At 46.3% G+C, this 21,659-nt stretch carries 23 protein-coding genes and 3 tRNA genes; 14 read left to right on the top strand and 12 right to left on the bottom strand.

Annotated features, from left to right (window positions below; genetic code table 11):
• Window positions 1-50 precede the first annotated feature (50 nt).
• Window positions 51-2,696 carry a DUF5906 domain-containing protein gene (locus B0180_RS05535; protein ID WP_078256034.1) on the bottom strand — a complete coding sequence of 882 codons (2,646 nt, stop codon included), beginning with the start codon at window positions 2,694-2,696 and terminating at the stop codon, window positions 51-53.
• A gap of 113 nt (window positions 2,697-2,809) precedes the next feature.
• On the bottom strand, window positions 2,810-3,025 hold the full coding sequence (locus tag B0180_RS05530; protein WP_049237232.1) for a transcriptional regulator: 216 nt from the start codon (window positions 3,023-3,025) through the stop codon (window positions 2,810-2,812).
• A 142-nt stretch (window positions 3,026-3,167) separates the two neighbouring features.
• On the opposite strand from B0180_RS05530, the gene B0180_RS05525 reads away from it, so the two are divergent.
• The 10 genes from B0180_RS05525 to B0180_RS05480 all read left to right on the top strand — a co-directional run bounded on the left by B0180_RS05525 (window position 3,168) and on the right by B0180_RS05480 (window position 8,268).
• Window positions 3,168-3,884 (top strand): XRE family transcriptional regulator, encoded by a 717-nt coding sequence (locus tag B0180_RS05525; RefSeq protein ID WP_078256033.1) that lies wholly within the window; start codon window positions 3,168-3,170, stop codon window positions 3,882-3,884.
• A 209-nt stretch (window positions 3,885-4,093) separates the two neighbouring features.
• Window positions 4,094-4,432, top strand: a complete 339-nt coding sequence (locus tag B0180_RS05520; protein WP_078256032.1) for a hypothetical protein — start codon at window positions 4,094-4,096, stop codon at window positions 4,430-4,432.
• A gap of 8 nt (window positions 4,433-4,440) precedes the next feature.
• On the top strand, window positions 4,441-4,638 hold the full coding sequence (locus B0180_RS05515) for a hypothetical protein (protein ID WP_078256031.1): 198 nt from the start codon (window positions 4,441-4,443) through the stop codon (window positions 4,636-4,638).
• Window positions 4,635-4,898, top strand: a complete 264-nt coding sequence (locus B0180_RS05510) for a hypothetical protein (RefSeq protein WP_049237226.1) — start codon at window positions 4,635-4,637, stop codon at window positions 4,896-4,898. Before B0180_RS05515 ends, B0180_RS05510 begins: the two co-directional genes overlap by 4 nt.
• A 22-nt stretch (window positions 4,899-4,920) precedes the next feature.
• Window positions 4,921-5,286: a hypothetical protein gene (locus B0180_RS05505; RefSeq protein WP_049237225.1), complete on the top strand. Its 366-nt coding sequence runs from the start codon at window positions 4,921-4,923 to the stop codon at window positions 5,284-5,286.
• 16 nt (window positions 5,287-5,302) lie between these two features.
• Complete coding sequence (locus B0180_RS05500) at window positions 5,303-6,124, top strand: DUF2303 family protein (RefSeq protein WP_078256030.1); 822 nt, start codon at window positions 5,303-5,305, stop codon at window positions 6,122-6,124.
• 196 nt (window positions 6,125-6,320) lie between these two features.
• Window positions 6,321-6,830, top strand: a complete 510-nt coding sequence (locus tag B0180_RS05495) for a hypothetical protein (protein WP_078256029.1) — start codon at window positions 6,321-6,323, stop codon at window positions 6,828-6,830.
• A gap of 3 nt (window positions 6,831-6,833) precedes the next feature.
• The gene (locus tag B0180_RS05490; RefSeq protein WP_049237220.1) at window positions 6,834-7,142 is read left to right on the top strand and encodes a hypothetical protein; all 309 of its coding nucleotides are present in this window, start codon (window positions 6,834-6,836) and stop codon (window positions 7,140-7,142) included.
• A gap of 167 nt (window positions 7,143-7,309) precedes the next feature.
• Window positions 7,310-8,077, top strand: coding sequence for an exonuclease domain-containing protein (locus B0180_RS05485; RefSeq protein WP_078256028.1), 768 nt, complete (start codon window positions 7,310-7,312; stop codon window positions 8,075-8,077).
• A 2-nt stretch (window positions 8,078-8,079) separates the two neighbouring features.
• Entirely contained in the window at window positions 8,080-8,268 is a 189-nt protein-coding gene (locus B0180_RS05480) for a helix-turn-helix transcriptional regulator (RefSeq protein ID WP_049237218.1), read from the top strand.
• 11 nt (window positions 8,269-8,279) lie between these two features.
• Here the strand turns inward: B0180_RS05480 and B0180_RS05475 are convergent, their stop codons facing one another.
• The 10 genes from B0180_RS05475 to rsmH form a co-directional block, all read right to left on the bottom strand.
• Entirely contained in the window at window positions 8,280-9,491 is a 1,212-nt protein-coding gene (locus B0180_RS05475; RefSeq protein WP_078256090.1) for a tyrosine-type recombinase/integrase, read from the bottom strand.
• Between the two features lie 181 nt (window positions 9,492-9,672).
• Window positions 9,673-9,757 (bottom strand) — tRNA-Leu (locus B0180_RS05470).
• A gap of 55 nt (window positions 9,758-9,812) precedes the next feature.
• Window positions 9,813-10,112: a preprotein translocase subunit SecG gene (secG, locus tag B0180_RS05465; protein ID WP_078256027.1), complete on the bottom strand. Its 300-nt coding sequence runs from the start codon at window positions 10,110-10,112 to the stop codon at window positions 9,813-9,815.
• Between the two features lie 39 nt (window positions 10,113-10,151).
• Window positions 10,152-10,904 (bottom strand): triose-phosphate isomerase, encoded by a 753-nt coding sequence (gene tpiA, locus B0180_RS05460; protein ID WP_078256026.1) that lies wholly within the window; start codon window positions 10,902-10,904, stop codon window positions 10,152-10,154.
• A 184-nt stretch (window positions 10,905-11,088) separates the two neighbouring features.
• Window positions 11,089-12,186 (bottom strand): phospho-N-acetylmuramoyl-pentapeptide-transferase, encoded by a 1,098-nt coding sequence (gene mraY / locus B0180_RS05455; protein ID WP_049237211.1) that lies wholly within the window; start codon window positions 12,184-12,186, stop codon window positions 11,089-11,091.
• A gap of 16 nt (window positions 12,187-12,202) precedes the next feature.
• Window positions 12,203-13,687, bottom strand: a complete 1,485-nt coding sequence (locus B0180_RS05450) for a UDP-N-acetylmuramoyl-tripeptide--D-alanyl-D-alanine ligase (RefSeq protein WP_078256025.1) — start codon at window positions 13,685-13,687, stop codon at window positions 12,203-12,205.
• Window positions 13,688-13,709: 22 nt separating this feature from the next.
• Window positions 13,710-15,272, bottom strand: a complete 1,563-nt coding sequence (locus B0180_RS05445; RefSeq protein WP_078256024.1) for a UDP-N-acetylmuramoyl-L-alanyl-D-glutamate--2,6-diaminopimelate ligase — start codon at window positions 15,270-15,272, stop codon at window positions 13,710-13,712.
• A 35-nt stretch (window positions 15,273-15,307) separates the two neighbouring features.
• Window positions 15,308-17,266, bottom strand: a complete 1,959-nt coding sequence (locus tag B0180_RS05440) for a peptidoglycan D,D-transpeptidase FtsI family protein (protein ID WP_078256023.1) — start codon at window positions 17,264-17,266, stop codon at window positions 15,308-15,310.
• A gap of 3 nt (window positions 17,267-17,269) precedes the next feature.
• A complete protein-coding gene (gene ftsL, locus B0180_RS05435) occupies window positions 17,270-17,620 on the bottom strand; it encodes a cell division protein FtsL (protein ID WP_078256022.1) in 351 nt (116 codons plus the stop codon).
• 30 nt (window positions 17,621-17,650) lie between these two features.
• Window positions 17,651-18,652: a 16S rRNA (cytosine(1402)-N(4))-methyltransferase RsmH gene (gene rsmH / locus B0180_RS05425; RefSeq protein WP_078256020.1), complete on the bottom strand. Its 1,002-nt coding sequence runs from the start codon at window positions 18,650-18,652 to the stop codon at window positions 17,651-17,653.
• A 300-nt stretch (window positions 18,653-18,952) separates the two neighbouring features.
• Between rsmH and gltX the strand changes: the two genes are divergently transcribed.
• From gltX to B0180_RS05405, 4 genes are all read left to right on the top strand, one after another.
• Window positions 18,953-20,449 carry a glutamate--tRNA ligase gene (gene gltX / locus B0180_RS05420; protein WP_078256019.1) on the top strand — a complete coding sequence of 499 codons (1,497 nt, stop codon included), beginning with the start codon at window positions 18,953-18,955 and terminating at the stop codon, window positions 20,447-20,449.
• Between the two features lie 135 nt (window positions 20,450-20,584).
• Window positions 20,585-20,660: transfer RNA gene (locus B0180_RS05415), tRNA-Ala, on the top strand.
• Between the two features lie 96 nt (window positions 20,661-20,756).
• Window positions 20,757-20,832 (top strand) — tRNA-Glu (locus B0180_RS05410).
• A 109-nt stretch (window positions 20,833-20,941) separates the two neighbouring features.
• Window positions 20,942-21,622, top strand: a complete 681-nt coding sequence (locus B0180_RS05405; protein ID WP_078256018.1) for a metal-dependent hydrolase — start codon at window positions 20,942-20,944, stop codon at window positions 21,620-21,622.
• Window positions 21,623-21,659 lie beyond the last annotated feature (37 nt).

Here is a 21,659-nt window from a genome sequence, read left to right as displayed (position 1 = left end):
ACCCTTCACACCCTTCACACAATGATTTTGGGAGTAAATGTATCCTGGCTTTATTGTTGTTGCTTGCCTATGATCTGACGTACCTTTTCTTGAAAACTGCCAAGCGCCTGCCCAAACCACTTTTGGTCGGGGTTTTCGGGCGTGTTTGCATACCGAACAATGATAACGGTCGCTTGCGGTGTCTTCGGACCTTTGAAGTTTTCTGGCAAGTAGCGCACCACCTTTTTCTCTTCACGCTTACCAAGAAAGGTGCCAAATCGTGTTTTTGATGTTGCTTTTTCTTTGTCGTTGCCGCACAAAAAAGCATAATAATTAAACAAGTCTTCTGTCCGGCAAGTTGCGTAAGGAATATCAAGTTTACCATCTTTCCAGTCGTTATAAAAGCGCTCATAATTAAACATAGATAATTCTTGCAAATGTTGCTTAGCCGTTGTATGGATGGCTTTGGTGTGAGCGTCTTGGTCGCCAACATTTTTGACGATCAAGTAACTATAAAACGCGCGCACCATCATATCATCAGCATCCATCAAGGCATCTGATAACGCTGTCTTGAGCTCGATTGGCATCGTTTGCTTGGGATAAAGCACTACATGACGGCGGTCGGTTTGCTCCAAGCTGAGAGGTTGTAAATCGTTAGATAAAAACACCACATTGACATAGTTGTCCTGCATCCAGCCATTTAAAAACTTCTTACTGATCCAAATGGTATCACCGGTGATTAATTGCTTAATCATACCCATGTGGTTAAACCTGTCTTTGCCTTCAAAAATTTCTTCGAACACAGTCCAAAGCTTACCCTCAACCCAATCATTGTATTGGCTGACTAATTGACCCTGACCTAGTGTCAAAGCATAACTACCGTAGATACGGCGCATGATGCGGTCGAAGAAAAAAGATTTACCAGCACCTTGGACATGACCGTGAAAAATTAAGGCAGTATCCATTTTAGTGCCCATATTCTGCAAGGGGATGGCAAGCCAATTAAGAATCCAATTAACCACTTCATCACTGCCGTCATCACCACACAAATGGCGCAATAAATTAATGAATGGTGATGCTAAGCCATATAAAAACGCTTCGATTTGTTCATTGCTTGCGTTATTATCGCCCATCATGTCGTGCAGTTCCTCACGACTAAATGGCGTCAATGGCAGGCGGTCAAAGGTATTGATATAGTTATCATCTGGATTAGCGGGGCGTTTGGTGCACGACGGGTCAAACCAGATATTGGCTTGTTTGACTTTTTGACGACGATCGGACTTAAGCCAAATGTCATACTCAAGCGGATATTCCAAGCGCAAAGTATCGGCTGGCTGACGTATCTTATCCTCACGGTTATAAATCTCTTTGGTGCCTGCGATCAGCCAATATTTATCAAAGATATCCGCATATATCTCAGCGGTAAGCTTGGATGTATTAGCCTGAACTTGTTGACGTGTGATTGTCTTTTTGTTTGGGTGATAGTGCCACTGGTTGGCAAGCTGTTTGTCACCCACAACTTCATCAAACTGCGTTTTGGTAAGCTCTTTTTGCTCACTTAAATGATAAATCTTATTTGTGCGTTTGCCGATGTCGTCGATAACTGCGTATTGCTCAAGCAAAGCATCCAGGGTGACCCCTGACGTCTTTGGCTGGCTTTGTTCAGGCATTGGACGATTTAGGGCATGGGATATTTGCGCTCGGACGCTGTCAATGCCAAACGCCATGTGCAAATCGTTATAATCAGTCAGCTCACCAGTAGCGATGCGATTATCGCCGCCAAAGTCAGGGCTGATGTATTCAGCCGAAGCGATGGTTGATGCTTGCTGAGCTGCGTCGATGCCTGCATTTTTACCCATCTTTTGAGCGGTGGCATAATCGTCATCAGCGCAAAATATAATTCGGTGTGCCGGATACAATGCACGGACAATGGGCGCACATTTGATCATATTGTTTGCGTTGAATGTCACAATTACTGGATAAGAATGCCCCATTGCTTCATAGATACTAGCGCCAGTGGCGTAGCCTTCCGTGACAAAAATCACACCACTACCTACAGGTACTGTGCCAAGCGTATAAAAACATTCATTAACCAAACCACCTTTAAGAAATCTCTTATCATTCGTCTCGGAGATGGTCTGTAAATTGCATAATGTGATATTGCCCGTCTTGGTGTTGTGATAATAAAGAGGTATCAGCAAATGACCCGCATCATCAATGCGCAGACCATGGCTCATCACGCCTTTTTTGGCAAGATAAGGATGCTCTGTCGCAATGACTGCCTTAGCAAATCGATCTTTAGCAATATTTGCGACTTCTCGGCGTATATTGGCTTTAGCGGCATTATTTGCCGAGTCTTTTTCGGCGCGCGCTTGTTGCCATTTGGCTCGATCTTGATTGCTGATAGGCTTACCGCCATCAATACCAAGAATATCCGCAATCAGCGCATGGGCTTCGTAAGCATCAGACTTAGTGTAGTCACGCACTAAAGTGTAGCCGTTGCCAGCGCCGCACTGGCTACAAATATATGAACCGCTACCATCTTTGTCATCGCACCGAAAACGGTCTTTACCACCACAAAGAGGACAAGGCTGATGCAGGTGTGGCGCTTTGGTAAAATTAATCCCGACAGCTGGAAAGATGCGGTCGATATAATAACCTTCCGCCTGGGCTCTAATTGATTCAAAATCAAGTGGTGTGCGTTTATCTGTCATCATATACCTCTTGATTTCTTAATTAGTATTTCATAAAATAACATTGTGCTTTTCCTTATATCCATGAAAGCATACACACCCCATCGGTTGCCGCCGATGGGTTTTTATTTTGCTGATTATTTGTCCAATTCAGCAAGGCGTGGGCACAGATCCACCGCACGAAATTTACCATTCGTAATCTTTTCAATTTTTAGAGCATTTAGCTCCTTAACGCCATGCTTTTGGTATAGCCATCCGGTAACAGTGCCTTGCTCAACGCCTATAGCCTTAGCGAGCTTTGTTTGGCTACCAAATTCTGAGATGAGTTTTTCAATAATTGCAGACTTTTTCATATACAAACCTTTACAAAATAAAGGTTATCATATAGTTTTGCCTATTGATTGTCAAGTGTAATTTTTAAAGGTCACCTTGTAAAGTAAAGGCTATCCTTTTATAATATAAACGAGAGGCAATATTGATGAATGAGGTAAAAAAATGAGCCTAGCAAGTAGATTAAAACAACGTCGCGATGAACTTGGTTATTCCCAAGCCAAGGTTGCGGAGTTGGCAGGGATGGCTCAGCCAAGCTATGGCGATCTAGAAAATGGCAAAGCAAAATCAAGTCGCAAGCTGGTACAAATTGCTAATGCGTTGAAAGTAAATCCTGATTGGCTGGCCACGGGCGAGGGTCTAATGACAAATGAGGGCGCCAATATTGAATTCTCGAATAAAGCTATCGCCACCTGGCAAGATGGCGATAACATTCCTGATGGCATGATTGCCATTGGCTATCTGCATGATATTTGTGGCAGTTTGGGTAATGGCTATGCGAACGAAGAGCCAACGGTTGAATCAAAGCTATGGTTTCGCGAGGAAACGCTCAGAGAATGCAATGTGAATCCTATATCCGCCAAAGCATTTATCGCTCGTGGCGATAGCATGGCACCAGATATCACAGACGGTCAGACGATCGCTGTCGATACATCAGCGACACGTATTTTTGATGGCGAAATTTACGCATTCCGCAAAAGTGGCGAGCTTAAAGTCAAATACCTTTTTAAACATGGAGATGGTTTTAAAGCGGTATCGCGTAATGATGATAAGCTAAGATTTCCAGATGAAATCTATACAGCCCAAGATATCGAAGCTGAAAATATTGAGATTATCGGACAATTCTGGTGGAAGTCGCAGACTAGACGAGTTCGCAGATAAAACCCATCCAATCGCGATACATTCACTCATAAATCACATTATTAAACTTTGATAACCGCCTAATTGGCGGTTTTTTATTGCCTAAAATCTAAGTTATTACAATAATTTACATTAATTTTATAGGTTAATTTATAGAAATTACTATTAAACCTATTGACAAATATTAAAAGGTTTGCCTATAATACCTATCACTAACGATAGGGGATATCATGCTACATACCAACGATGCTCAAAGTCAGCAGACACAATCCAAAGCTGTCACTATTTCACGTATTTACCACGCATTACGTCAAATGCGGCTGACTACAGAACACGGCAGACGCGTCAAGAGCAACACCATCGCTCATCTGCTGTCGTATGAAGAGAGCATCCGCTCTGGTCATACGCTTAATGTGGGAGCGTTAGGTGCAGCGATCATTAATATGAACTGGATGATTGATCATATCACTCATATTGATGATAAGCGAGTACTACCCAGTGAGCGACTGTTTTTGTGTCAAGCAGCGCGCATATGTCAGCAACGCTACGATATCGAAAAATCATTATAGGAGGATTTATGCAAAACTCATTACCAGTCTTTATTGAATTTGCCGCCGAGATAGTTTTGAAGATGTTGATTGTGGTTGGCGTAAGTGCATTGCTTTTTTATATCGGCACTTATGCACTACAACGACAAGCTGAGGCTGATTATATGGAATGCCTGTCATGGAAAAATGACGGACATGCTGTTCAGTGTTCGGAGAACTTCCGATGATCGATGCTCGTAAGATTATCACAACTAAGTTGCTCAGCGGCGATAAATATGTTCCGTGTTACGTTCATGACAGCATCACCGAACCAAATCATGTGTGTTTTCATGTGTTTATCAAAGGCATTCATCACGACGGTCGATATATCGATGAGAATCATGAGCTGTGGCAATATGCCACGCCATTCGATGTCACAACCGGCGAGCCCATCACTCAGCTTACTAGACGCATGGCAAGCTTAAGCGTGCCACATTATAACTGTTAATCCAGCCAAAGGAGTAAAAATCATGGCAAAACCAACTCAAGTACAACGCTTTATCAGTGACTTAGGTGCAGGCAGCATCGAACATATGCTTGCACAGATCATCAGTGATGTCGCCGATGGCGTCGTCAATACTGGCAAAAAAGGCGAAGCGACACTCAAGCTAACATTCAGCTCGATTGGTGATAGTCGCCAAGTGCGAGTTGAGCACAAGCTGACTTATAAAGAGCCGACCCGCAAGGGCTCACGCTCAGAAGAGCACACAACCGAGACGCCAATGTATGTCAATCTAAACGGTACAGTAACTATTGTGAGCGAAGACAACGAACTGTTTGATGCCACAACAAGCCAAGCTTATGGCGAAACCAAACCTGTCGTAAACGCAAATTAATATTGAGAGTTATTTTATGTCGAATTTAAAAGAAATGTCTGACGCTGCTGTTGGCGCAACCCTTGCCGACCCTGTTGCCTACCCAATCGAGGGTATTAATGCCATCAGCCATAACGAGCACACCAAAATTACTGATTTGGAGCGTTATCAAGATGGCCGCAACCGTGCTCGTGGCAAATTTGTCACTTATCACATTGCCCAATTTGCGCACTTTGTGTCCAATTATGGCGTGCCAGCGCACACGGTGGTTTTTGTGAATGATGTCGAGATGGATGCCTTGGCTTTATTGGACTTTGGCCATGATGATTATGTGATGGGTAAATGTGAGTATCATGCCACTTGCCAAGCCAGAAAGACGCCAGTATTTGAGACGCTAAGCAAAAACAATCGCAATCGCATCAGTCATCGCAATTTTATTGATCTGCTGATTGATTGGTCGCCTGTCTTAACTGCTTACAACGCAAATAATGAGATTATCCGTATCACAGATGCTATTACCGCGCTGCGCTCAATCGACATCAAAGCGACCGCCACAGCAAATAGCGAAGTGCAGGACATGAGCGAAAGCCGCTCGAAGTTTGAGCAAGTCAGCGCAAAGACTGCCAATAACAATACGCCAGTGCGCTTTGTAGTTGAAGATGCATGCTATGAAAGCCTGCCATTGCGTCAGATTGCATTGCGTTTGGCGATTGATACCCAAGGCGGTGAGCCTGAATTTAAGCTCATTATTGACGGTCTAGAATTGCTGGAGCGTGAGCGTACTCGAGTATTTGCAGACTTAATCCAAGACGCCATCGGTGAAGAATATGATGTGCTGATTGGCGAATTTTCGCCTTAGTAATCATACTGTAGTTTGCAGCCCAGCACGCTTTGGTAATCGAGCGTCGTGCGACAAGCCTAGAGTGTTGCTACTGGAAATAACCTAGGCAGTCATCAACAGGCTCCTTTCATCGGGTTACACCGATGCTGGGTGATGACCGAGAGCTCCTGCGAGAGTGGGGTAATCATTAAAGATAGTTTAAAAGGAGCAAAAGATGTTAATCAGACAAACCCCACTAGCCAAACGCCCAGGCATTCTAACCAATGAGCAGGTCGAAGCGTGGATGAATGCTAATCCTGACCGTGTGCAGCGTCTTGATAACACTGCTTATGACCACAGCATCAGTGTCGGCATCAGGAGTAAACCCGAGAAGCGCAAGCAAGTTAAGCGGCTAGATAGCAAAGCAATCAAAGACGCTCTGGCTAAGCAACAACGCCAAGTGCGCAAAAAATTACCTATTAGCGCCACCAAGCCTAAAAAGATGGTGCGCAGACCCATGAACCGCTTGGAGGCGCTGGCTAAACGGCGCGATGACTGGCTGCAATACCTGCAGACGACCGGATGTCCAATGACCAGCCGCGAAGCCAGAGAGATGTTTGGTATCACAAACCCAAAATTCACGGCTGAGCGCATTAATCAAGATGGCGAATACATTAGCATCACCAAAGAAATGTACAAAAACCGCAAAACCTTGATTTTTAGAGCAATAAATTATGAGAGATAAATAATGAAAGGCTACAAAAAAGGCGAAGTTTGGGTCAAGACAAGCACAGGTGACGAAGTAATGATTGTGCGCACGATAGATAACTATGTTTACTTTTATAGAGTTAAAGAGAATCGCATTGGATATACAAAATCAGAGACATTTATTATCAACTACTGCCCAAAACGCATAGTTAACGCTGGTGATAAACCAAAACTACTCGCTTTGGATATCTTGATCGACGAATTTATGTCAGGGTTTATTTTGATTCTGTGTATTTCATTATTGGTCATGGCTAATATTGCCTTGTTTAGATTTTTGATCGTTCATTAGGAGTTGAGAATGGCGCACATTCAAATACTATGCCTACACCTATGGATATTCACCCTGCTATGTGTAATAGCTACAAACAAAGCACTGACAGATTGGAGTCTAGGATTTAATTTTGCCCTGCTCATCACCCAAGTGGTGATCAACTTGGCTTTTTGGAGAACTAAACCATGACACACGCAGTAAACCACCCAAAACACTACACTAGCCACCCAAGTGGCATCGAGTGCATTGAGATAACTCGACACATGGGATTTAATCTTGGCAATGCTGTCAAATACTTATGGCGCAATGGCTTAAAAGGCGGTCAGCCAGCCGTGCAAGACTTGCAGAAAGCGATTTGGTATATCCAAGATGAGATTGACAAAATGATAGCCGAAGAAAACAAGCTTGAGAACCGAAGAAACATCATAGAACTAATTCGGGACGAAATTGACGATTATCTCATGGATGAAAGAAAGTCATACAATATGCTGTTTTTGGATACCGAAACGACTGGATTGGACGAACAAGCACAAATTATCCAGCTTGCAATTGTTGACGAAGATGGGGATGTAATTGTCAATACGTATCTAGATAGTGACGCAGCGATTAGCCCAGAAGCATACCGAGTGCATCGCATCGGCAAAAAGCAAATCAAGGGCTACCCCTACTTTAGGGATATTGAAGCATCAATTCAACGCCTGTTATGTGATCGTAAGGTGGGCATGTATAATGCTGATTTTGATATGCGTATGATGCGCCAGTCTGCAACTATATGCCTACAAGTATTTGAAAGCGTCTGTGTCATGCAAATGGCCCAAGCGCACTTCGGCGAAGAGAAATGGCTAAGTCTAGTGAACGCGTGCAAGCGTCTAGGTATTGAATTTGGTAAAGCGCATGATGCCCTGGATGATGCGTTAGCGACCGCTAAAGTGTATGAGAGAATTGCGGAGTAAATATGGAATTGAAACGATTAAGAATTAATGATGTGTGCGAAATGACTAAGCTTAGCCGAACAACTATCTATGATAGAATGCGTTTAGGACAGTTTCCCAAAAGCCACAAAGACGGCCACTGTTCGCTTTGGTGGCATCACGAAATACAGGCTTATCTTGCCGACAAACTGGCGCAGCAACAAAGCGCCTAATCCAAAGCCCCTTAATCAAGGGGCTTATTTTTTAGGTCGTCGATAAAGTCAGCCCAGACTTGCAGCATCTCACGCCGTTCATCAATCCATTGCACACGGTTATAAGCTCTGCCGTTGCTATCACGCACTTGGTGACCGAGCTGCATTTCTATCATACGATAATCATAGCGAAACTTTTCTTCAAGCAAGGTGCGCGCCACTGCCCGAAAACCGTGTGCCGTCTGCTCGTCCTTGTCAAATCCAAGTCGTCTTAGCGCTCGATTCACCAAACCTTCAGAGATTGGCCGCAGTGTCGTATTAGGCGATACAAAGACATAATCGCCACGGTGGTGGTCTCGCAACTGCCTGATAATTTCCATTGCCTGGGTGGATAGTGGTGTACTAAGCTGTATTTGTGTGCTATTAGCGGTCTTTGACGGCGTGTAATGCCAAGTGCCTGTGTCAAAATCAATATCACCAAATTTCAGATTACGGATTTCACCTTGGCGCGCGAAAGTGTACAGGCTGAACATCAAGCATTTTTTAGTGACAAATGAGCCATGATAACCATCCATAGCCTGCACCATTTCAGCAAGCCTTGCTTCATCTAAAATGGCAGGGTTGTGCTTCTTCTTTGGGGATTTAAAAACGCCTGTCAGATTGACAGCTGGATTATTCTCAGCTCGACCAGTAGCGATCGCATAAGCCATCGTTTGATTGATGAGACTGCGGATTTTTTTGAGTTTTTCGAGATGTCCAGCGCGCTCAATTGGTCGTAATACTGTCATGCAATCCATGACAGTGATTTGATCCACTGGCTTATTGCCAATTACTGCCAACAGCTCGGCAGTGTAAGTCTGCAGCTTATTAACAGTTGCATCAGCGTAATCACGTGTTGCCAGCCACTCGTTAAACACCGAGCGAAAATCATTAGCCAAGGCAATGCGCTTGGCTTGGTCTTGCTGCTTAGCATGCTGTTTAGGATCGATATTTTGAGCAAGGAGCGCATGACAGTCCTGGCAGGCTTTGCGCGCATCCGCCAAAGCGACGGCTGGATAATTGCCAATCTTATACATGTCAGCTTTTTTGGTGTGTGGGTGCTTATACTGCAGATACCAAGTCTTAGTGCCAGAAGGTAGGATATTGAGTACAAGCCCATTACCGTCATAAAGGCGGTATAGCTTATTTTTTGGCTGGGCTTTTGCGACTTCGGTCGCGGTCAGTGGTTTGGTGGTGCGCGCCATAATAACAGTACGAAAAATAAAAAAAAAAAAATAGCAGTAAATCAAATTTACTGCTAATTGTACTGTTATTTTTGGCGGTTTGCAATGTACATTATCGTACATTATGGTACATTGTTTTAATACTCAAGCCTTGTATTTATTGGCTTATCTGCACATTCTCGTACTCGTTCGTACTAGTATTTGGTGCGATCGGAGGGACTTGAACCCTCACGCCGTGAAGCACTACCCCCTCAAGATAGCGTGTCTACCAATTCCACCACGATCGCAAAATGTCGGTGTATTCTACCCAAAAAGCCTGCCAAGTGCAAGCAAAATCATTGCTTAATTAGCAGGGGCGGGCGGTGCTTCGCTCACCACGGCTGGCACATCTAAGCGCAGCTGATCTTCGGCTTGTTTTTGGGCAAAGTGAGCCAGTGCCAGACTGGTAATAAAAAAAATCGTCGCAAGCACTGCGGTTGTGCGTGTCAAAAAGTTCGCCGACCCTGCTGCGCCAAAGACTGTGCCTGCTGCACCTGAGCCAAAAGATGCACCTGCATCGGCACCTTTACCATGTTGAATTAAGATAAAACCCACCATGACAATGGCAACAATAATATGAATGGCTAAAAGAACTGTAAGCATAAATTTCTCAATCGTGTGGTATGCAAGAAGTAAAACAAACTATGAGGCTGACTCAAATGCAGCAATGATCTGTGTAAAAGTATCCACTTTCAAAGAAGCGCCGCCAACCAATGCCCCATCAACACCTTCAGCTTGAGCAAATTCAGCAGCATTTTGCTCATTCACAGACCCGCCATAAAGCACGCTCACGCCCTCAAGATGATACGATGCTAAGACTGACTTGATGTGCCTGTGGGTTGTGGTGACTTCTTGGACAGTTGGCGTAAGACCTGTGCCAATCGCCCAAACTGGTTCATAAGCAATGATCAGCTTACCGCGCGGCGCATGAATGGCTTGCAATACTGATAATTGATCATCAAGTACCGATAAGGTCTGATTGGCTTGATATTGCTCTTTGGTTTCACCAATACAAAATACAACACTCAAATCCGCACCAAAGGCTTGCTTCATTTTCTCAGCCAATAAGGCATTGTCTTCACGATAATAGCTGCGGCGCTCAGAATGCCCAATGATGACAAAGCCTGCACCCAGATCTGTCAGCTGCTCAGCAGACACATCACCAGTATAAGCCCCTGTGCTTTGGGTATGCGCGCAAATATCTTGAGCACCCACCCAGATCGGCGTGCCCGCCAGTACCTCTGAGACGGTCGATAGATGAGCAAAACTCGGTGCACAGCCCACCATGACTGCATCACAGGCTATGCCGCTCAAGCCTTGCGCCAGCTCATGCGCTTCTGACTTGGTTGCTGGGTTTAATTTCCAATTGCCGATGACGCATCTTTGTACATTCATAGTTGCTATCCTTATAACACTTTAAATAAGACAGTCGATGAGCAAAATACCCAAACGAACCTGCTATTATAGCCCAACTTAATCAATTTCCCTAAGAATTTTTAAAATTTTATAAACTCAATACCACCAAAATCACCTGATGCACTGGCTCAAAAGGGGCAGATCATCGGTGATTGATGGCAAATCAGCGTAGTTTTAGGGTCATTAGTCCAAGCACCACCAAAATGATACACACAATATAAAAGCGCGCCACCACTTTGGTTTCTTTGAGTCCAAGTTCTTCAAAATGATGATGTAAAGGTGCCATCAGAAAAATGCGTTTTTTACGCAGACGGTAAGAGCCGACCTGCAAAATCACTGATACCGCTTCAGCAACAAAGATACCGCCCATGATCGCAAATGCCAGCTCTTGGCGAGTCATCACAGCAATGGTACCAAGCATACCCCCAAGGCTCAACGCACCCACATCGCCCATAAATACATCAGCAGGTGCCGCGTTATACCAAAGAAAGCCCAAACCTGCACCAATCATCGCAGCACAAACGATGGTAACTTCAGCATTATAAGCAATGTAAGGCACGTGCATGTAGTCGGCGAAATTTGGCGAGCCAGAAATATAAGCAAAAACGCCCAAGCCTGCCGCCACCAAAACCACAGGCAAAATCACCAATCCATCTAAGCCATCGGTCAGATTCACCGCATTGGATGAGCCTGCTAAGACAAAATAAGTCGCAATGATAAATCCCAAACCCAGTGGAATCGCCGAAAATGGAATGACAATGTCTTTAAACAGTGGAATCAGCATGTCTTGCATGGCAATCATGGTGGCAGCATCTTGCTGTGTGGCGATATAATACATCGAACAGCCAGCAAACAGCGAACCGACCGACAGCCAAAAATATTTTTTGCGCGCAATCAGTCCTTGGGGGTTTTTGTGCTTGATTTTTAGCCAATCATCTGCCCAGCCTACGGCACCAAAAATGACCATCACCACCATCAAAATCCAAACATAAGGATTGCTCAAATCCGCCCATGCCAGCGTTGAGATACCAATTGCCGCCAAGATCAGCACACCGCCCATCGTAGGCGTGCCTTGTTTGGCAAGATGGGTTTTTGGTCCATCATCACGCACGGCTTGACCGTATTTTAAGGTACGCAGATAATTGATCACAGGCTTACCGCCAATAATGACAATAAGCAGTGATGTGATCACCGCAAGCAGTGCACGCAAGGTCAATGAACCAATGGCAATGTCTGTTTGCTGCAATAGCCAATACAACATGAAGTATCCTTAAGTTTCAATGGTTAGAAGCGGTCAAATCAGCGATCAGGCTCTCCATTGCCATACCGCGAGACCCTTTGAATAACACGGTGGCAGAACCGTGTGATAATATCTGACGCAAATCATTCAAAAGACTTGGCTTATCTGTATAATGCTTGGCAATCGGCTTTTGTTCATTGATGGCTGCGGCGGTGTGCGCCATGTGATTACCCAAAGTCAATACATGATCAATCTCAAGTAAAGCCAGCTGATGCCCCAGTTTGGCATGCTCATCATCTGCCGCGTCGCCCAGCTCAAAAATATCGCCGAGCACCAGTATCTTGGTGCCCAATTCAGCTTCGAGCACTTTTGCTGCAGCAAGCATAGATGTGGGATTGGCATTATAAGTGTCATCAATAACGCTGTGCCCATCCACGGACAGACGCGTCAAGCGACCCTTTGGCGGTGTCGCACGCTCAAGCCCTGTGACAATTTGCTCAAGCGGTACACCCAGGGCAAAAGTCGCCGCAGCCGCCGCCAAAGCATTAGCCACATTATGCTCGCCAATAAATGGTAGATGCACAGGCAAGCTGTCGATTTGGTCAATGTCAATATTGGTATTTAGGCTAAATGTGCTGTGCGTGGCAAAAGTTTCGATATCATCAGCAAATAAATCCCCCATCATGAGCACACAGCTGACACCTTCAGCTTCAAGCATCGTTTGATCTGCCGGCTCAAGTCCTGCTTGCTCAATGGGCACAGTGCGCTCACCAAATGACAACTGCAGCTCTGTAAATTGAGACGCTTCGTTGAACAGCTCTGGATAAAATTCATCTGAAAACGGTAAAATTGCCACGCCTTGATTTGTCAGCGCCGAATAAATCTCTGATTTGGCACGCGCAATATTAGCCCGACCGCCAAATTCGCCCAGATGTGCGGTACCGATGTTCAATATCAGCGCCACATCAGGACGCACCATCGACGCAGTATAGGCAATCTCACCCAGATGATTTGCCCCAAGCTCCAACACCGCAAACCGATGTTCATCAGTCAGCTCAAGCAGCATCATCGGCACGCCAAGATCGTTATTCAAATTGCCGCGCGTCATGAGCGTGGGCGCAATCTGCCCCAAAATGGCACCAATCATCTCTTTGGTCGTCGTCTTACCGCTAGAGCCGGTCAAGGCAACTACCGTCAAATCAGGGTGCGCCTCTCGACGAAACTTGCCCAAATCCCCCAAAGCAAGCTTGGTATCTGACACCAACAGCTGCGGCATATCACAGTCAATAACGCGCTCAACAATCGCCGCAGACGCCCCTTGCTGATGCGCACTTTGGATAAAATCATGCGCATCAAATCGCTCACCTTTGATCGCCAAAAACACATCACCGGCTTGGATTTGGCGTGTGTCAGTCACGATACGACTGGCGCAAATCTTGGCGCCATCAGCATGGTGCCATTGTCCTTGCGTGGCTTGTTTTAAGGTGTCTTGGCGCCACAGATATGCGCTTGGATTTGTCATGTTCTTGCCTTTTTAATGACTGTTATTTTTGATATTTTTGTAAAAACTCGCCCAATACTGCCAAATCGTCGAAATCGTGGCGCACGCCTTGGATTTCTTGATAAGTTTCATGCCCCTTGCCTGCGATCACCACGATGTCAGTCTCGCCTGCGGTTTTGACTGCCAATTCGATGGCGCTTTTTCGATCAGGCTCAATGATGATCTTGTAATGATCCTCACATGATAGCCCTTTTTGCATATCTGCTAAGATGGCAGATGGCGATTCAGAACGCGGATTATCGGCGGTCAAAATCACTTGGTCTGCATACGCCAAACCTGCTTGGGTCATCTGCGGGCGCTTGCCTCGATCGCGATCACCGCCGCATCCAAAGACCGCAATCAGCCGACCTGTGCAGTGGCGGCGCAGGCTTGATAAGACTTGCTTAAGCGCATCGGGCGTGTGTGCATAATCAACAATAAAAGAGCCTGTCTGAGATGGCGCACGCTGCATACGCCCTCTTGCGCCTTGTAGCTTGGTGATCAAAGTTGGTAAATCGGCGAGCTTTGCAGGAGTTAAAGCGGCAAATGCTGCCATACTGGCAAGCAAATTATCCACATTAAACAGCCCAAGCAAAGGGCTCATGACGCTCATCTGACCTTGGGGCGTTTGCACCTCAATCTCAACGCCCTCAAGGCTTGGTCGTACCGCCTTGGCATAAAAATCAGCACTCGGCTTTTGTTGGCTATACCCAATCAGCTGAAAATCCACAGCATCATAATCGAATAAAGCAGTCTCATCATCCAAATTCACTACCCCAAAACGCAGCGTCGGGAACAATGATTGATCAAACAGCTTGGCTTTGGCTTCGCGATACGACGCCATATCAGGATGATAATCCAAATGATCTCGGGATAAATTGGTATAGATGGCGCCAATGATTGGCACACCTTGTAAGCGATACTGATCAAGCCCATGGGAGCTTGCCTCAAGCGCAATCGCCTGCACGCCTTCTTGCGCCATTTGATGAATAAATTGATGCACCAATAACACATCACCTGTGGTGTTGGCAGACTGTACCAGCTGACCCAACCGCCCATTACCTGCTGTCCCCATGACAGCAGAGTCGATGCCGGATGCTTGGCAAAGCTGTGCGATCAGCTGACTGACCGTGGTTTTGCCGTTGGTGCCTGTCACTGCAATGACTTTTGGTAATGCTACCGCATGATGCAGCTGAAGGCGTGCGGCGATCAGATCACCCAAACAGGTGCGAATATTTGGTACACTGATGACAGGTATTTGAACGCCCTCCAAATCCAGGACGCCCAAATCAAGCTCACTGATGACAAATGCGGCGCTGTCTTTGACCGACAACAGATAACGATTGGCATTGCTTAAGGCTGCTTGAGCATCTTGGCTGCTACTTTTTAAAAGTATGAACCCATCATCTGTGCCAATCTTACGACTGTCCAAACAAAATTGGTCAAATTGGCACTCCAAAATCGGTGCAAATAACGACTTAAGCGCCGTCAAACCCAGTGCCGCCGTCACGGTATGGGGAGTAGCAACCGCTTTTTGGATCACTTCACGAAAACTTATTGGCGTCATCACATATCCTCAATCAGCTAAATGGGTCGGTCAATTCAGGGCGCCGAAACCCGTAACGGCTTATCATAAGGCACATTATATAAGCGCAGCGCCTCTTTCATCACTTGGTGGAATACCGGTGCCGATACTTGACCGGCATAAGACTGGCGACGCGGATCTTCAACCAAGATCGTCACCGCAAAGCGCGGATCTGACGCAGGCGCCAAACCCACAAAGATCGTGCGATGCTGATCGGTATAATAGCCGCCTTGGGGATTAGTGCGGCGGCTGGTACCCGTTTTGCCCGCGACGCGGTAGCCATTGATGGCAGCAGCCTGACCTGTGCCGCCCGGCCCTGTCACCAGCTCCATCATACGCACGATGGATTCAGCATGACCTGAGCTAATGACCTGGGTGGGCTCAGGCACTTCTTGATCTTTGACAAGCTTTAAAGGCTGCATCAGCCCCCGATTGCCAAGCGCTGCATAAGCTTGTGTCAGCTGCGCCAATGTGACTTGCTGACCATAGCCATAGCTGAGTGTCGCACGGCGTGACAGCTCGCGCTCTTTTGGAATCCCAACGCGTCCTGATGCCTCAGCAGGCAAATCCAGTGCCGTCTTACTACCAAAGCCAAATTTAAGCTGTGTATTAGCGATGGCGTCAGTCGGTAGATTTAACGCAATTTTTGTTGAGGCGACGTTACTGGATTTTTGGATCAGCTTATCTAGCGTGATGGCGCCATAATTACCGCCGTCACGGATCGTATATCCACCCACCGACACGCTGCCTGGACTGGTATCGATGACAGAATTGGTGGTGTATTTGCCCGATTCAAGCGCGGCTGCCACCGTGAACGGCTTCATCACCGAGCCTGGCTCAAACACATCAAGCACAGGACGGTTTCTTTCGTTAGCGCCATCGCGTTCGGACAGATTATTAGAATTAAACGATGGCCATGATCCCATCGCCAGCACTTCGCCTGTCTTGACATCCACCACCATGCCTGAGCTTGAACGCGCCGACTGCAAGCGCCCAACCTGCTCAAGCTCTTTATAAAGCACATATTGTAAGCGCGAGTCAATCGTTAGGCGAATGTTTTCGCCTTCGATGAGCGGTTCGATTTGCTCAATCTCTTGAATTGACTGTCTGCCAGTACCGCGTAAAATCCGCACCACGCCATCTTTACCTGCCAAGCGCTCGTTATATTTTGCCTCGATGCCTGCGCGCCCAATATAGCCGCCTTGAGCTTTATCACTTGACTGAGCCATATAGCCCAAAAGCTGTGCGTTCGGCTCGGCTTGTAAATAATAGCGCTGAAAATACTGCTCACGACCGATGGCGAACAGTCCCAAATCCGTGACAGACTTAGCGACTTCGGGTGAGACACGGTTTAATAGCACCAAGCGGCGTGAGCTTGCGCCTTTTGGCAAAGCGTCTTTGACTTTTTGGCTGTTAGACGTATCAAGCGTATGATCGATGCCGACGGCTGCTTCGAGTTTTTCAAGCGGATAATTTGCCGCTGCTGCCAGTCTGACCAAGTCCATTTCTTTGAGCTTTTCAAGCGCTTTTTGTTTGACGGCGTCGCTTTTGGTGGTTTTGATCTCATTGTCTAAGCGATAGTATTCCTCGGCATAGGCATAAGGATCAAAAAAGACCGTATACAGTGGCGCGTTGGCAGCCAAAGGCGCACCCTCGCGATCTGTGATCACGCCGCGATAGGCAGGCTCGGTGTGTTTGCCTGTAATCAGCTCATCGCCTTTATCAATAAAAAACTGCGGATTGATGATCTGTAAATAAAATGCGCGCGCAAAAATCGTCACAAAGATGCACAGCATCAGCCCCCAAATGATCAAATATCGCCAAGCATCCTGCTTGCCACCAGCCAAATTAGCGCCAGATTTTTTGATGCGTTTTTTGGTCAAAATCCCAAAAGTCTTGGCAGAAGTCTTTGGACGGCGTAAAGGAGCCGTCACCGTCGCTGAGCCAGTTTTTGGATTTTTTCTTTGTGTGGTCATGCTTTACTCGCTATCTTGGCTTGGCTCAGGGTCAGGCTTAGTGCCTGGTGTGATGACGCGGCGGCTTTCATTGGTCGGAAAAAACATCCCAAGCTCACTGACGGCGCGCTGAGCGACTTGCGGCGTGGCACTGAAGGTCTGCTGCTCAATCATCAGTCTTTGCTCTTCAATTTTTAGCTCATTTAATTCACGACTGCGTTTTTGTAATTCAATGTAGGTTTCGTGTCGCTCTTGGGTCTGGGTGACGATACCCAAAGCGGTTGCAAAAATCATCACAACCAAAACCGCCAACACCAAACGCAAAACCCAAGTCATACTTGAGTTGAGTGTTGTCATCAAAGGAGTGTTGCTCATGAAAATCGCCGCCTATCAAAATAAAATGTATCAATCTTCGTTTTGTGCTTTGTCTTGTGCCAAAGCGACATCACTACGCTCAGCGCCACGCAGCCAAGCGCTGCGAGCTCTTGGGTTGGCTTTGACTTCCTGATCGCTGGGTCCGACGCGCTTTGGCTTACCAAAATATTTTGGACGCTTGGGGATGATCGGCAGATGTGCGTCTTCTTCATACTGCCCACGGCTGTGGCGCTGCAAAAACTGCTTAATCAAACGATCTTCAAGCGAATGAAAACTGATCACCGCAAGCATACCGCCTGATTTTAGCACACCGATGCTTTGCGCCAAAAACGCTTCCACATCCCCAAGCTCATTATTAATAAAAATGCGCATCGCTTGAAAACTTTGGGTGGCGGGATGTTTGCCTTTTTGCCATGCAGGGTGCGCCTGTTTGATGACTTCTGCCAATTGTAGCGTGGACGTATAACTTTCCATCGCTTTGATCGCCCGAGCGATTTTTCGTGAATGTCGCTCTTCGCCATATTGATATAACACATCAGCCAGCTCATCTGCCGAGACGCGCTGTAGCCACTCAGATACCGGCTCACCTCGCGTGGTATCCATGCGCATATCCACCGCGCCATCACGCATAAAACTAAATCCGCGCGCGCCATCGTCCAGCTGCGGGCTTGAGACGCCCAAATCCGCCATCAGACCATCGACCTGATCAATACCGAGCGCCTGTAGATTGTTTGTTAAATTAGCAAAGCTGTCATGCACGACTTTGACGCGCGCATCTTGAGCCGCCAAAGCTTCAGCAGCAGCGATCGCCTGCGGGTCTTTATCAAAGACCACCAAGGTAGCCTCAGGTGCCAGATATTCAAGCAAAAGCCGACTGTGCCCACCGCGCCCAAACGTTGCGTCCACATACACGCCTGAAACTTTTGCAGTCAAATCCTCCAACCGTTTGACGCCAAGCACCATCGCAACCGTTTCTTGTAACAAAACCGTCGTATGGCTAAATTCAGCAGAAGTGGAAGGGGTGTTTGACATGGCGCTCACTGTGGTTATTTAGCAAAAATGATGACTGCATCAGAATATTTGCTCATGATATCTGGTCACCGAACAAACTATCATCAGATGGAAACATAACCTTACTATTTTAGCAGTAAATCAAAGGCTTTTGGGAAGTTTGTCAAGGTTTTTTGTGTGCTTTTGTTGCATATCTCGCCAGTTCGACGATATTTTTGACAATTCCATGAAGCTTGACACCACCATCTACCAAAAATTGTGGCGATTTGTTATCATAGCATAAACCAATTATCACCCCCATTGACACCTTTAGAGAAAATTATGACACGACCTGTACGCACCCGAATCGCACCAAGCCCAACTGGCTTTCCTCATGTGGGCACCGCTTATATCGCCTTATTTAATTTAGCCTTCGCCAAATCCATGGGCGGAGAGTTTATCCTACGCATTGAAGATACCGACCAAGCTCGCTCCACTGAACAATCTGAAAAAATGATTTTGGATGCGCTAAAGTGGGTTGGGCTATCTTGGGCGGAAGGCCCAGATGTGGGCGGTCCACACGCGCCCTATCGTCAGTCTGAGCGCTCCGATATTTATAAAAAATACGCTGAAAAACTTCTAGATGACGGTCGTGCGTTTCGCTGCTTTTGTACACCTGAAGAGCTTGACGCCATGCGAGAAGCGCAGATGGCGGCAGGCTTGCCGGTCAAATATGACGGACGCTATGCCAATTTATCCCGAGAAGAGTCAGATGCATTGGTCGCCCAAGGCAAACCGTATGTGATTCGTATGCGTGTCCCTTCTGAAGGTGTGTGCGTGATCCATGATATGCTGCGCGGTGAAGTCATCATCCCTTGGGAGCAGGTGGACATGCAAGTACTCCTAAAAACGGATGGCTTGCCAACTTACCATCTTGCCAATGTGGTTGATGATCATTTGATGGAGATCACTCATGTGCTGCGCGGCGAAGAGTGGCTGCCTTCGGCGCCCAAGCATCAGCTATTGTATGAATATTTTGGTTGGCAGATGCCGACACTGTGCCACATGCCACTGCTGAGAAACCCTGATAAATCTAAGCTGTCCAAGCGCAAAAATCCAACCTCAATCACCTACTACCGCGATGCTGGTGTACTGCCAGAAGCATTGATGAATTATCTGGGTCGCATGGGTTACAGCTTGCCAAATGAGCAAGAAAAATTCACCTTAGATGAGATGATTGAAAGCTTTGACATTCAGCGCGTATCGCTAGGTGGGCCGGTATTTGATATCGAAAAGCTGTATTGGCTAAACGGCGAATATCTGCGCGCCATGAGTGTTAATGATCTCAAGGCAAAGATTTTGACCTGGGCAAGCGATGATGACAAGCTCACCGCCATCGCTCGTGCCATTCAGCCGCGCATTAATCTGCTATCCGATGCGGTCAATTGGGCAGGTTTTTATTTCCAAAATCTGCCCGCCATCACAGCCGAAGATTTTGTGCATAAAAGCCTAGATCATGAGCAGCTGTTGGAAATTTTATACTTGGCAACTTGGCAATTAGAAAGCCTGCCCGTTTGGAGTGAAGAGAACATTTATCAAACCCTAAAAGGCTTGGCGGCGCATTTTGACATCAAATTAAAAGACTTTATGCAGCCGTTCTTTGTGGCGATCGCAGGCTCAAATTCAAGCACACCTGTCATGAATTCCATGTACATCATCGGCGCCGATATGACTTTGGCGCGTCTGCGTCATGCGTGTGAGGTGCTCGGCGGACTTGGCAAGAAAAAGCTCAAAAAACTAGAAGAGAAAAATCAATCTTTGCCAGATTTTTTAGCCTAAACGTTTAAGCCTGTGCCGTAGCAATGATTTGACCAATTTTATGCCGCAGCACAGGCAGCGATATTTTTTGAAAATTTTTCAAAAAAAATGCTTGACGGCTAAAATTTATTCTGTATAATACGCTGTCATTAGCACGGGGCTATAGCTCAGTTGGTAGAGCACTTGCATGGCATGCAAGGGGTCAGCGGTTCGACTCCGCTTAGCTCCACCAAATTCTGATGTCAAGAACATCAGAAAGTGTTAATACAAGAATGTAAGCACCTAGGCATTTTCTTACATTCTATTTTGCAAAAGCAAAACCCTTTGCGTCCCATTCGTCTAGAGGCCTAGGACACCGCCCTTTCACGGCGGTAACAGGGGTTCGAATCCCCTATGGGATGCCAATATTTTTCTTGAAAAAGAAGCAAATAGCCAGTCTGATCGCATGACTGGCTTTTTTGTTGATCTATTTTTGCTTTATAATTTTGCTTAAAGCACAGTTTATATTAAACTATGGCAAATTTTCACACACATCTCACCGCTGGGGTTGTTGGCAGCGCCATCATTGCGGCGGCTGGTTTTTATTTTGAGTTATATGGCTTGACGACCGCCGTGCTTTGTCTGGCTGTTGGGACATTAGGTAGCCTGCTGCCTGACATTGATCTTGATCACTCAAAGCCTGCCTCTCAAGGCTTTTTGATCGCCTCATTGGTCATCTCAACGCTGATCACCATTTTATATGCCAATCGCTATCACGCCGACAAGCTTTTGATTGATTCTTTGATTTTGTGGGCAGGTGCATTTTTGCTGTTGCGTCTTGGGCTGTTTGAGACATTTAGCCGCTTGACGGTGCATCGTGGCATGGTGCATTCGGTGCCTTATATGGCTATCTTTGCGCTTATGGTAGTTTGTGGGGCGTTTTATGGGCTCAAATTGACGGCATTTGTCAGCTGGCTGTTTGGCGCTGTGTTGTTCATTGGCGCGCTGATTCATTTGATCTTAGATGAAATTTATAGCGTCAATATTTATGGCTTAAAGCTCAAAAAATCCGCAGGCACTGCCTTTAAATTTTTTGAAATGAAAAAACCTGTGGGTTATGCGTGCTTGTATATGACCATCTTGGCGCTGATTTATCTGGCGCCGCCATCAACTGACTTTGTGCGAGCGCTGATGCGCGTGGGCAGCACTTGGTGATCGGTGCTCACATTACCTAACTTATGAACCAGATGCT

The sequence above is a fragment of the Moraxella canis genome (genome assembly GCF_002014965.1).
Classification (GTDB): Bacteria; Pseudomonadota; Gammaproteobacteria; order Pseudomonadales; family Moraxellaceae; genus Moraxella; species Moraxella canis.
The sequence above is the reverse complement of the archived record's forward strand: the minus strand, read 5'-3'. Positions and strand labels throughout refer to the sequence as shown.

Coding starts and splice junctions, on each gene's coding strand:
- ftsL (WP_078256022.1), bottom strand. CDS start 17,620: ATGAGCAACACTCCTTTGATGACAACACTCAACTCAAGTATGACTTGG.
- B0180_RS05535 (WP_078256034.1), bottom strand. CDS start 2,696: ATGATGACAGATAAACGCACACCACTTGATTTTGAATCAATTAGAGCC.
- B0180_RS05475 (WP_078256090.1), bottom strand. CDS start 9,491: ATGGCGCGCACCACCAAACCACTGACCGCGACCGAAGTCGCAAAAGCC.
- B0180_RS05440 (WP_078256023.1), bottom strand. CDS start 17,266: ATGACCACACAAAGAAAAAATCCAAAAACTGGCTCAGCGACGGTGACG.
- B0180_RS05515 (WP_078256031.1), top strand. CDS start 4,441: ATGCAAAACTCATTACCAGTCTTTATTGAATTTGCCGCCGAGATAGTT.
- B0180_RS05520 (WP_078256032.1), top strand. CDS start 4,094: ATGCTACATACCAACGATGCTCAAAGTCAGCAGACACAATCCAAAGCT.
- B0180_RS05490 (WP_049237220.1), top strand. CDS start 6,834: ATGAAAGGCTACAAAAAAGGCGAAGTTTGGGTCAAGACAAGCACAGGT.
- B0180_RS05485 (WP_078256028.1), top strand. CDS start 7,310: ATGACACACGCAGTAAACCACCCAAAACACTACACTAGCCACCCAAGT.
- B0180_RS05505 (WP_049237225.1), top strand. CDS start 4,921: ATGGCAAAACCAACTCAAGTACAACGCTTTATCAGTGACTTAGGTGCA.
- mraY (WP_049237211.1), bottom strand. CDS start 12,186: ATGTTGTATTGGCTATTGCAGCAAACAGACATTGCCATTGGTTCATTG.
- B0180_RS05500 (WP_078256030.1), top strand. CDS start 5,303: ATGTCGAATTTAAAAGAAATGTCTGACGCTGCTGTTGGCGCAACCCTT.
- B0180_RS05495 (WP_078256029.1), top strand. CDS start 6,321: ATGTTAATCAGACAAACCCCACTAGCCAAACGCCCAGGCATTCTAACC.
- tpiA (WP_078256026.1), bottom strand. CDS start 10,904: ATGAATGTACAAAGATGCGTCATCGGCAATTGGAAATTAAACCCAGCA.
- B0180_RS05450 (WP_078256025.1), bottom strand. CDS start 13,687: ATGACAAATCCAAGCGCATATCTGTGGCGCCAAGACACCTTAAAACAA.
- B0180_RS05405 (WP_078256018.1), top strand. CDS start 20,942: ATGGCAAATTTTCACACACATCTCACCGCTGGGGTTGTTGGCAGCGCC.
- B0180_RS05525 (WP_078256033.1), top strand. CDS start 3,168: ATGAGCCTAGCAAGTAGATTAAAACAACGTCGCGATGAACTTGGTTAT.
- gltX (WP_078256019.1), top strand. CDS start 18,953: ATGACACGACCTGTACGCACCCGAATCGCACCAAGCCCAACTGGCTTT.
- B0180_RS05445 (WP_078256024.1), bottom strand. CDS start 15,272: ATGACGCCAATAAGTTTTCGTGAAGTGATCCAAAAAGCGGTTGCTACT.
- B0180_RS05510 (WP_049237226.1), top strand. CDS start 4,635: ATGATCGATGCTCGTAAGATTATCACAACTAAGTTGCTCAGCGGCGAT.
- rsmH (WP_078256020.1), bottom strand. CDS start 18,652: ATGTCAAACACCCCTTCCACTTCTGCTGAATTTAGCCATACGACGGTT.
- B0180_RS05480 (WP_049237218.1), top strand. CDS start 8,080: ATGGAATTGAAACGATTAAGAATTAATGATGTGTGCGAAATGACTAAG.
- B0180_RS05530 (WP_049237232.1), bottom strand. CDS start 3,025: ATGAAAAAGTCTGCAATTATTGAAAAACTCATCTCAGAATTTGGTAGC.
- secG (WP_078256027.1), bottom strand. CDS start 10,112: ATGCTTACAGTTCTTTTAGCCATTCATATTATTGTTGCCATTGTCATG.